The sequence below is a fragment of the Haliscomenobacter sp. genome, from assembly GCF_040403615.1.
Lineage (GTDB): Bacteria > Bacteroidota > Bacteroidia > Chitinophagales > Saprospiraceae > Haliscomenobacter.
Window position 1 is genome coordinate 1 of the sequence record NZ_JBBAKG010000038.1, and the last position, 10,896, is coordinate 10,896.

Annotated in this window: 8 protein-coding genes; 3 read left to right on the forward strand and 5 right to left on the reverse strand. The window is 48.1% G+C overall.

From position 1 onward, the window contains the following. The 4 genes from ABW391_RS13970 to ABW391_RS13985 form a co-directional block, all read right to left on the reverse strand. Window positions 1–304 (reverse strand): c-type cytochrome domain-containing protein (locus ABW391_RS13970; RefSeq protein WP_353482499.1); only part of this gene is annotated, 304 nt, incomplete at its 3' end. 210 nt (window positions 305–514) lie between these two features. After that, on the reverse strand, window positions 515–1,816 hold the full coding sequence (locus ABW391_RS13975; protein WP_353482500.1) for an amidohydrolase family protein: 1,302 nt from the start codon (window positions 1,814–1,816) through the stop codon (window positions 515–517). 6 nt (window positions 1,817–1,822) lie between these two features. After that, on the reverse strand, window positions 1,823–3,196 hold the full coding sequence (locus ABW391_RS13980; protein ID WP_353482501.1) for an amidohydrolase family protein: 1,374 nt from the start codon (window positions 3,194–3,196) through the stop codon (window positions 1,823–1,825). A 22-nt stretch (window positions 3,197–3,218) separates the two neighbouring features. Further along, window positions 3,219–4,940: an amidohydrolase family protein gene (locus tag ABW391_RS13985; RefSeq protein ID WP_353482502.1), complete on the reverse strand. Its 1,722-nt coding sequence runs from the start codon at window positions 4,938–4,940 to the stop codon at window positions 3,219–3,221. A 390-nt stretch (window positions 4,941–5,330) separates the two neighbouring features. Here ABW391_RS13985 and ABW391_RS13990 point away from each other — a divergent pair, with 390 nt between their 5' ends. Further along, window positions 5,331–8,306: a serine hydrolase domain-containing protein gene (locus ABW391_RS13990; protein WP_353482503.1), complete on the forward strand. Its 2,976-nt coding sequence runs from the start codon at window positions 5,331–5,333 to the stop codon at window positions 8,304–8,306. Window positions 8,307–8,413: 107 nt separating this feature from the next. Then, complete coding sequence (locus ABW391_RS13995) at window positions 8,414–9,001, forward strand: hypothetical protein (RefSeq protein ID WP_353482504.1); 588 nt, start codon at window positions 8,414–8,416, stop codon at window positions 8,999–9,001. 56 nt (window positions 9,002–9,057) lie between these two features. Here the strand turns inward: ABW391_RS13995 and ABW391_RS14000 are convergent, their stop codons facing one another. Beyond that, window positions 9,058–9,819: a T9SS type A sorting domain-containing protein gene (locus ABW391_RS14000; RefSeq protein ID WP_353482505.1), complete on the reverse strand. Its 762-nt coding sequence runs from the start codon at window positions 9,817–9,819 to the stop codon at window positions 9,058–9,060. A gap of 129 nt (window positions 9,820–9,948) precedes the next feature. Here ABW391_RS14000 and ABW391_RS14005 point away from each other — a divergent pair, with 129 nt between their 5' ends. Beyond that, the gene (locus ABW391_RS14005) at window positions 9,949–10,848 is read left to right on the forward strand and encodes a DMT family transporter (protein ID WP_353482506.1); all 900 of its coding nucleotides are present in this window, start codon (window positions 9,949–9,951) and stop codon (window positions 10,846–10,848) included. The last annotated feature ends 48 nt before the right edge of the window (window positions 10,849–10,896 follow it).

Genomic DNA, 10,896 nt, shown 5'->3' on the forward strand with positions numbered 1-10,896 from the left:
TGATGCGGTGGAAAACTTCGCTGCGGCGCAAACTGCCTTTGGCAATGGCTACTTTACCTGGGTTTTCTTCCAATGGGGCGTAGGCTGCTTCCGCAATGTCCAGTCGTAAGCCCGCTTTTTGTTTGGCTTTATCCGGGCCATGGCAGGCAAAACACTTGTCAGACAAAATCGGCTTGACATGCAGGTTGTAATCCAGCTCGGTAGGCAATGTTTTTAGCTCTGCCGCCAATTCTGGTGGTAGTTCCGTAGAGCATCCGAAGCCCAAAAACAAACTTGCGAGGATGGGTAGGGTGTACTTGCGCATTCTTCCTTGCATTTGATGCATTTGGTTGCAATCTAATAAAATGAAGGCAATTTTTATTGTTAATTTGCTGGGTTGTGCGAATTTTGATTGACACTCCGGCCTTGAATTGATCAATAAAGTTGTTTATCTTTAATAAAAAAACCGCCAGGAAAGAAATCCCGGCGGTCAACTGCTAGTTGTAAATCTTTAGGCTACTCTAAAAGTCAAAGTTTATTTGTCCAATCCAGGAGAGCGCTTCAAGAACTCATTGTACAACTGGATGTGGCGGCTATCAAGCGGCACTTGCCAACCATCGATGAACAAGTATTTGATTTGATTTCTGGTATCAAGGGCATCACCTGTTGAAGCAAAGAGAGTAGCATTTTTGCCCACTTCCAAGGATCCCAACTTGTCGGCTACGCCAAAAATTTCAGCGGGAATAATGGTGATCGCTTTCAGCGCCTGTTCTTTTCCCAAGCCATAAGCTGCCGCAAATCCAGCGCTGAAGGGCAGGTTGCGTACGTTTTCTGAATCGTAAGTCCGAATGGCAAGGTTTACGCCCGCTTTGTGCATCAAACCAGCGTTGGCGTATGCCTTATCATAACGGTCGGAAGATCGGGTAGGCAGGGCCACGATTGGTCCGGTAATCACTGAAATTTTAGCTTTAGCCAGCTTGTCTGCTACCCGCCAGCCTTCGGCTACCCCGGTAAAAACCACTCTCTTGATTTTTTTGCTTTCTACCCATTTGATGGCCCCTTCAATGTCTTCAGCGCGGTTGACTTCAATCATCAACAGCATTTGTCCGCGTATCACGGGTGCCAAGGCAGCCATTTCAGGATTGTAGACCACTTTTATTTCAGCATTTTTACTGGCCGCTGAGTCGATTTTGGCATACAATTTTGCCCCTTCCCAAATCTCGTTCAAGCGGGTCAAGGCTTTTTCCTGCTCTTTTTTCAGTTCATCCTCGCTGCGCTGTGGGCCAAAAAAGCCACTTCTGCCCAAGGTTGGGAAGTTCATTACCATCCCTCTGAAGCCAGCATACATTTGGTTGGGCGTATATCCCACCAGGTTGATCAAGGAAGCAGTACCAGGGAAACGGCCTCCAGTTGGTGCTACCAAAGCCGTGGTAACACCATTTACGCGGGTTACCGGAATGGCGGTGGCATTGGGATTCACGGCAGTAAGGGCTTCCACTTGAGGAGTGAGTTCACCTACTTCGTCGTCGTCATTGGTTACATCGACCGCCTCGATTTCGACCAAACCCAATTGAGTCCCGCCATCAATCAGGCCGGGATAAAGGGTTAGCCCTTTGCAGTCGATCACTTGAGCGCCACTTGGTACTGCGGCGCTGGCTCCCAAGGCGGTGATTTTCCCGTCTTGAATCACCAGAGTCCCCTGCACCAGGCCTTTAGTAACGGTTTGAATGCTGGCGTTGGTCAAGGCGTAGGTGCCTTTGCTGGGCTTGGCCACTTGACCAAACAAAGTCACCCCTCCAAAAACCAGCAGGAATATGCTTAGAAATTTGATTTTCATGTGTCGTTAGTTTTTCAATTGAAACAATTCCTCCATCAATTCCTGAACGCCCTGCATACAACGATCGTGATCGTGGCGGCCAGTAGCCATTTGGAAATTGGTAGTGGCTTTGATGGGATCAACATCCAAACGCATGTCGTCGGGATCATTGGCGCGGTCAAAGCGAACGATACCGTCAACAATTGCGAATACAGGAATGCCGTATACAGAAAGCGGATGCCCCTCAAAAATAGCCACATCACCTTCTTTGCCTACTTCCAAAGAGCCAATGCGGTTTTCAACGCCCAATTGCTTGGCAGGGTTGATGGTGATCAAAGCCAGTGCTTCATCATCGGTCAGACCGCCATAGTATTGGGTTTTGGCTGCTTCATGGTACAAGTGGCGGATGTAATCACCAGAGTCGGAGTTGATGGAAGTGACGACCCCATTTTTGGTCAGGATGGCTGCGTTGTAGGCAGTAGAGTAATACACTTCAAATTTGTAAGCCCACCAGTCGGCAAAAACCGAGGCAGAAGCCCCAAAAGCGGCCAATTCTGGCGCAACTTTGAACCCTTCGTTGACGTGTTGGAAACATACTTTTTTGACTCCAAAGTCCTTGCACACATTCAGAAGCATCAAAATTTCATCGGCGCGGTAAGAGTGGCAATGGATCAAGATATTGCCATTGAGTACGTCGGCCAGGGCTTCCAAGCGGCGGTCGTATTTGGGAGGCAATGCGGTTGGCTTAGTGGCTTTTTCTGCGTTGTATTTTTTCCAAGCAGCATCGTAGTTGCGGGCTTCCGTGAATGACTTGCGGATCACAAACTCAACGCCCATACGGGTACGCGGCATGATGCCCCGGCCAATTCCGTGTACGCGAGTAGGGTTTTCGCCCAATGCAAATTTGATGGTTCGTGGCGCACCCTCCATCGGATAATCATTGGGATTCAGGGTTCCGTAACGGTGCTTGATGGTTTGGCACTGGCCACCGATGGCGTTGGCCGAGCCGTGCATGGCATGCGAGGCAGTTGTACCTCCAGCCAGGGCGCGGTAGACGGAAATGTCCATTGGGTCGATAACGTCGCCAACAGCAACTTCTGCGGTTACGGGGTTGGTGCCTTCATTAATGGCGTCGAGGGCAATGTGGGAGTGCGCATCGATGATGCCGGGCATAATGTATTTGCCAGTAGCATCAATCGTTTTGGTTCCCGCTGGCGCCGTCAGTCCTTTGCCAATTTTGGTGATCTTGCCATTTTCGATCAAGACGTCGGAGCCTTCTAAGGTTCCTTTGGTCACGGTCAAAACCGTACCATTTTTGATGAGCAAACTGCCTTTGGTTATCTGGGCGTTCAGACCCAGCACAAGCAACAGGCAGCAAGTTATGATGGTGAATTGCTTCATTTTTTTGTTTTTAAACGTTCAATTAATCGCGTGGTTCTTTGGATCCCTCAACAGGGAACACGCCAAAATCACCTGCTTTGACTTTGCCAGAAAACTTTGCTCCGTCAAAAGTGATGTTGAAGTCGAGCGGAATGTCCTGCCCCATGTTGACAGAAGAACTAAAAGTAAGCTCGCTGCCTTTGAGGCTTGGGTTGGAGAGCGGTTTGGATTGACCGTCGGAGCCAGTCCAGGAGCCACCAAGTTTGCCGCCTTCATCAATCAGGCTGATTACGCCTTTGTATACCTGATCGCCAGCGTCAATGCTATAGCTCCATTTGCCGATAAATTTGCTCAGATCGCTTGGTGCTGCGCCCTTGCCTGCCCCAGCTGTTCCAGGTTTCGCAGCAGGCGCCTCTGCTTCAAACTCGTACAAGTTGCCGTCGACAAATACGTAGCGAATTTGTGATTTTTCATCGAAATAAGACTTTTTGGACACCACTAAGTTGGCAATTTTTCCTTTCTCTACGGTACCCAGGCTTTGGGCTACTCCAAACATTGCGGCAGGAGTGGTAGTCAGGGCAGCAAGCGCCTGGTCTTCTTTCAAACCCGCTTTCACCATGCGGCGCAGGGCTTCGCGAATATCAGCGGTTTTGGCATTGAGGGTAGAAAAACCAAAATTGATGCCTTTGCCCGCAAAGACAGCCGCTTGGGTTTCGTAGAGCTTCATCTCATCGGCTCTGCGTTTTTCCAAACGCTCCATTTCCGGGTCTTTGGCAGCGGTTGAGTCTTTTTTAGCGGGTTCTTTCTTCTCCATTTTGGGGAGATCCAGCGAAAGAATGATGGGTATATTTTTGGCTTTAAGCTGATCTGCCAATGTCCAGGCCTGAAGCAAACCTCCCAGGATCAGGGGAAAATTCAATTCCTGCTGCATGGCCAGTACCCGGTAAACGGATTTCAGGTCAGGCGCTACAAAGCAAATTGGGCGCTGCTTGTCCAACACAGGGTAAAATGCCTGTAGAGAACGATCTACTTCAGGGCGAACCATACCTGCTGGATTGGCGGCGTACATTTTTTCGTGCGCTTTGGCTTGTTCGGCTTGCTTGTACAACTCGCGAAATTTTGACATCACCGCCATAATAGTGTTGGGATAAACCCCTTGTGCACCTACCAATTGGCTGATCATGGCAAAATTGTCTTTCAAGATCATGTTGTCAGCGGCAGTACCTCCCAATGAAATCAGGGCACTGCTGCCTGGTAGCATTTTGCCGATAGGCGATACCTGGGCATTGGTAAAACCCAACTTGCGCAAATCCTCGATGGATTTGTCGGCGGGTTTGATCAGGTCGCGGGCCCGCAATTCAGGCTGAATGCCTGCCAAATCGTTGGGTGGCGTACCTGGGTTTACTCCAGTGGGCCGTTGGCCACCGCCGCCGGTGCCGCCAGTTGCAGGGCGTACTTCCGGTTTAGGTATGCCCGCGTTGGATAGTGCATCGATGAAGCCAGCATACACAAACATGGAGTCAGCTGGAATGATTTTAGCGTCGGCAGGAATACTCACGTTTTGCCCGGCATTCAGGATAAGTCCATCCTTGACCACCACTGTACCATTCAGAATGGTTTGTCCAGGTTTGGTAACAATGGTCACGTTTTTGAGGGCATAGGTGCGGGTGATAGGCTTGAGGGCCTCTTCGCTGCTCTGAGCTAATCCTGTACTCAGACACCATACACTTAGTAGGGCGGTAAGGGTTAGCGATAGTCCTTTCATACTCAGGTTTTACAAGGTTGAATAAATTAATCCGTTATTTTAGTCAGAAAAAACTTTTCATTTTTGCATTAGCGACCAATGGCATTAAAAATACCCTAAAAAGCACAAAAGCGTACTTAAGCTCGAGTTTTTCAGTCTTGCACTAATGTTAAATTTTAACAAAATCTGGGTAAGAAGACTGGAAGTCCAGAGGAAGCCTTATATTTAAGCCACAGAGAAATATCCAAAAAAAGAAATTACTAAACCCAAACATCTGAAATAGAGCTTTTTACAAAGAAAAACACAAAATTTTCAGCTGATCAGTTCATCCCATCAACGTATCAGAACGCTCTAATACATTAGTCTGACGCAAAAAATTACTCAGTGTTATTCGCCAAACATTTATGTACTATGAAACCAGCAGCAGCCATTCTACTCACCCTAATGCTTTGTGTCTTGTTTTTTGCTCAAGCTGCGGCTCAGAAAGTATACAGCATCGACCAAGCTTCTCCCCTGGAAAAGCACTGGGTGGATTCTGTTTTTAAAACCATGAACGCCGACGAACGCCTGGGTCAATTGATTATGATTCGGGCGCATTCCGATAAAGGTGCGGACTATGCGGAGGCAGTGGCTGAGGTAGTACGCAAATACAAGGTGGGCGGGCTTTGTTTTTTTCAGGGCACTCCCGAAAAACAACTGGAATACACCAATAAATATCAGACCCTTTCCCGAATTCCGCTGATGGTGGCAATTGATGGCGAATGGGGCTTGGGCATGCGCATGAAAGAAAGTACCCTGAGTTTTCCAAAGCAATTGATGCTGGGTGCCATCCAAAACAATGACTTACTGTACAAGATGGGCGAAGAAATTGCTCGTCAATGCAAACGAATTGGCCTCAATGTCAATTTTGCACCTGTAGCAGACATCAACAGCAATCCACGCAACCCAGTCATTGGTTATCGGTCATTTGGTGAGGACCGCTACAACGTAACCCTCAAGGCATACAACTACATGAAGGGGATGCAGGATCACGGGATCATGGCTTGCGCCAAACATTTTCCTGGTCATGGCGATACCGATACCGATTCTCATTACAGTTTGCCTCTGATCAAACACGAAATGTCGCGGTTGGACAGCGTCGAGTTTTACCCCTTTCGTTCTTTGGTCAACTATGGCATTGGGGGCGTAATGGTGGCGCATTTGCAAGTTCCGGCGCTAGACGAGCGCGAAGATCGGCCTACCTCCCTTTCTCGCAATACCATTACGCATGTTTTGCGCCGCGCGCTGGGTTTTGAAGGCATTATTTTTACCGACGGCATGGAGATGAAGGGGGTGACCGAACATTTCACGGATGGCCTTGCCGAAGCAGAAGCGATTTTGGCTGGCAATGACATGATTTGTGCCCCGCCCAGCACCGCCGAAGCCATCGAAGCCCTGCGCCGCTATGTGCGCGATGGCAAAATCAGCCCCGATCAAATTGACGAAAGTGTAAAGCGGATTTTATCCTATAAATTCCGACTGGGCTTGACCAAATACCTCCCCAAAGAACCCCTCACCGCCCGTAAGGAAGTGAACGCTCCTCAAGCTGAAGCCTTGAAACGGGAATTGATCAAAAACGCCATTACCATGGTGCGCAACCAGGATCGCCTGATTCCTTTTGGCCGGGTGGATACACTTTCATTTGCGTCATTGAGTATTGGCACTGGTGCGAATACTGCATTTCAAAAACGCTTGTCTTCTTATGCCAAGGTGACTCACTTTCAGACCGATAAAGAACTAAGTGAAGAGCAGCAGAGGGTTTTATTGGCGCAACTGAGTAAATTCAAAGTGGTACTGGTAGGTTTGCACGACATGACTTCATCCGCAGCCAAAAACTATGGCCTTACTACCAGCAGCATTCAGTTTTTGAAAAAGTTGAACGAAAAAACTAAAGTGGTATTGAGCATCTTCGGATCACCCTATAGTTTACAGCATTTCGACGATTTTGAGTGGGTACAGATGGCTTATGAGGGAGAAGACCTGGTACAAGACCTGAGTGCGCAGGCTCTTTTTGGAGCATTTGGCATGACGGGCCGCTTGCCGGTGACGGCTTCTGAGCGCAGTGCTTTTTTTACAGGCGAAGAAACACAGGCCAATGGCCGTTTTGGGTATAGTATTCCAGAATCCGTGGGGATTTCTTCAGACACCCTCAATCGCATTGAACTGATTGCCAACGAAGCAGTCAATGTAGGTGCAGCGCCAGGTTGTGTAGTACTGGTGGCCAAAGATGGACAGATCATTTATGAAAAAGCTTTTGGCCATCATACCTACCTCAAAGATCATCCCACCCAAACTTCGGATATTTTCGATTTGGCCTCCGTTACCAAGATTGCGGCAACGACCATTTCCATGATGCGTTTTATGGACGATGGGCGCATCGACTTGCGCAAACCACTCAGTGATTATCTCCCCGTTCTCAATGGCACCAACAAGGCAGCGATGGTCATCCGAGACATTATGGCGCACAATGCGGGCTTGATTGGGTGGCTGCCTTTTTATAAACAAACCTTGTCGCACACACCCGATAGCTTGAACAAGCCTTCGTTGAAATATTACCGTAACACTCCTGATGATGAATTTTCTGTGCCCGTGACAGGCAACTTGTTTTTGAACAAAAAATTTATTGACAGCATTTTTATCCAAATCCGGCAGTCGGAGTTGCGCCCCAACATCAATTACCGGTACAGTGATCTTGGTTTTTACATGCTTGCGCAAATGGTGAAAGAGCAAACCGGAATGGGTTTGGACAAATACGTGGATTCTACCTTTTATGCGCCTTTGGGCTTACAATCGGCTACCTTTAATCCCTGGAAGAAATTCCCCATTGATCAAATGCCTCCTACTGAAGAAGACCGCTACTTTCGCCAACAGCGCGTACAGGGTTATGTACACGATATGGGTGCTGCCATGCTGGGTGGCGTAAGTGGCCATGCAGGGCTTTTTGCCAATGCCAACGACCTGGCGGTGATCATGCAAATGCTTTTGCAGCAAGGTTTTTATGGTGGTCATCGTTATTTGGCGCCACAAACGGTGCACAACTTCATTACTCGCCATCCACGCAGCATCCGGCGCGGGGTTGGGTTCGACATGTACCCCATGGGCGCGAGTTACCCTACCAATATGTCGGCTCAGGCTTCTGAAAGTACTTTTGGTCATACTGGGTTTACGGGCACCTGTACCTGGGTAGACCCTGAGCACAATCTGGTCTACGTGTTTTTGTCCAATCGTACTTATCCTTCGATGCACAACAACCGCTTGGAGAAAATGGATACGCGTCAGCGCATTCAAGGGATGATTTATAAGGCGATTCGGCCCAAGGGAGCCAGCGGGGCTGCTTCGGCACAGTGATTATTGAAGCAAGCAATTTGATTGTTAAAATCTTTTTGGTGAATAAATTTGCCGTTAAATAGGGGTATACCAAGACATGCTGCATCTTGATTAAAAACATGCAAGCGATGAAAAAAATACTGATCCTGGCTGTAGCTCTAATTGTAGCAAGTGGAGCATATGCCCAACGCGAAGAAACCCTTTTCAATCAAACCCGATTGGACTTGACTGGCTTCTGGTTTTCAGACAGCCACAACTTTACTTTTCTAGACAATGATGCCGAATACTTTTCAGGTGGCAATTTCGCTTTTGAGTTTGGTCGCTCATTGATGGTTGGCTGGGCATGGCAGCGCATGAAAGATTATGCCCCTTTGCCCACCGATAATGCGTCAGGGTACAAGCTCCGCAACCGAGGATTGCTGATTGGCTATGCGCCTGGTACCGGCAAAGTAATTCATCCCTATTTGAGTGCTATAGTGGGGGGAGGACGTATTGATTTTGACGACCGAAACCTGACCCGCGATCGCGTTTTCGTGCTGCAACCTGCAGTTGGACTGGAGGTCAATGTTTTCCGTTGGCTGCGTTTGGGTGCCGAAGGTGGTTACCGCCTGGTAACTGACGTGAATGTAGGTGGGCTGGAAAGCTCCGATGTATCCAAACCATTTGCCCAATTGCAATTGCGCTTTGGATATTCCTGGGGAAACACCTGGCGGTAAATAAGTTGAAGTTTAGGGTTGAAGCGTTTAAAATTTTCAACCCTAAACTTTTCATCTTACTTCGCGACTACAACCATTTTTTTCGTCTCCGTGAAGTTGGCCGTTTCCAGGGTATAATTCAACACACCTGAAGCCTTTACGTCACTTTGTTTCAGTACGAATTGCTGCTGTCCTTTGGAAAAATCCGCCTGGGTGCGGTACAGTAATTTGCCTTCCACGTTGCGCACTACCAAAGTACCTTTGCCCGCCTGTGGCAAAAAGAAAGCAATCACCGTCTCTTCGCTGAAGGGATTCGGTGAGTTTTGAAACAATACCGCTTTATCTCCTTGCGCTACCGCAGATTGGAAATTGAATTTGATGCCCACTTGTTCGTCATTGTGGGTATAAGCTTCCATAGTGGTAGGCCGGTTTTGGAGTCCCAGAATTTTGCTGAGGGGGATGTCTTTACGGCTGTTGATTTTCAGGGTAAAAAGCACCTCATTGAGTTTCTCTTTGGTCAGAGGGGTTGATACATTCCAGGAACTGGTGATCAAACCATTTTTTGGAAAAAACCCAAAATTGTCTTCATGGAGGATACCCGATTCGATGCCAGTGATTTCGGCCACGGTTGGGTCAATGAAAATAGAGAACTGAAAACCTTGTACGTTAGCCAGATTCAGGGCCGTAATTGGAATGTCGTAGCTTTGGCCAGCTTTCAATTCTTGTTCTGCAGCATTGAGTTCCAGGTCGCGAGCAGTACGCTTGTCGGCCATTTTTTGGGCATTGAGCGACAAACAGCATGCACACAGCACGAGCAAAAGATAGATATGTTTTTTCATGGTCGTATGATTTGTTGCTTTTAATTGAATGCCTGCAAATTTATTGCAAAAAAATCAGACTTGTTAGAAGTTAACGAGGTCAGGCCCTGATTTTTTCGGGAATTGCCGAATCTTTTGTACTCTTGCTCAATGAATACGACACCCTCTCCCTCTATGTCCATTTTGCGCGCTTATTTGGCGCTTGGAATCCTCAGTTTGGTATGGGGCACTTCATTTATTCTGATCAAAAAAAGCCTAGAGTCTTTTGAGCCAGTTCAAGTGGCTTGCTTGCGCATGTCGCTTTCAGCCATTGCGTTTATCCCTGTGTTGATTTACAACCGCAAGCGTATGGAGTGGTCGAGACTCCCCTTGCTGATGGTATTGGGGCTTTGCAGCAGTGCCTTGCCCGCCATTCTTTTCTCTACCGCTCAAACCAGAATCAGCAGCGCGACGGCAGGAGTACTCAATTCGCTCACGCCACTGTTTACTATGATTCTTGGCGTACTATTTTTCAACATCAAAGTGAAATGGCAGCAAGTTTTAGGCATTTTGATTGGTTTGGCTGGAGCTGCTTGTCTGGTACTCATGAGCAGGGGTGGCAGCGCAAATGACCCCCTAGGCTATGCTTTGCTGGTTGTATTGGCAACAGTTTTTTATGCGATGGGCACCAACCTGATTGCTTCCAAATTTCGAGACATGGATTCGCTGCTGGTCAGCGCTGGGTCATTTGGTACGGTGGGCATTCCGCTGGCATTTGTACTGGTGCTGGGTACCGATTTTGTACCTCGGTTGAGTACTTTGCCCAATGTGTGGATTTCCTTGGGGTATGTGGCTGCTTTGTCCTGGGTTGGGACTGTGTTGGCCACCATCTTATTCTTCAAGGTTATTCAACAGACCTCGGCCATATTTGGGGCTACGGTTGCTTACCTCATGCCGATAGTGGCCATGTTGTGGGGGGTATTTGATGGTGAAAAAATCGGTTTGTTGCACATTGGTTGCATGGGGATTATTTTGGGTGGGGTGTATTTGACCCGAAAATCTTCCTCTTGATGGCTTCGCCATCTGTTGGGCAACCGCAAGGGTTGCCTCTACTTGGGC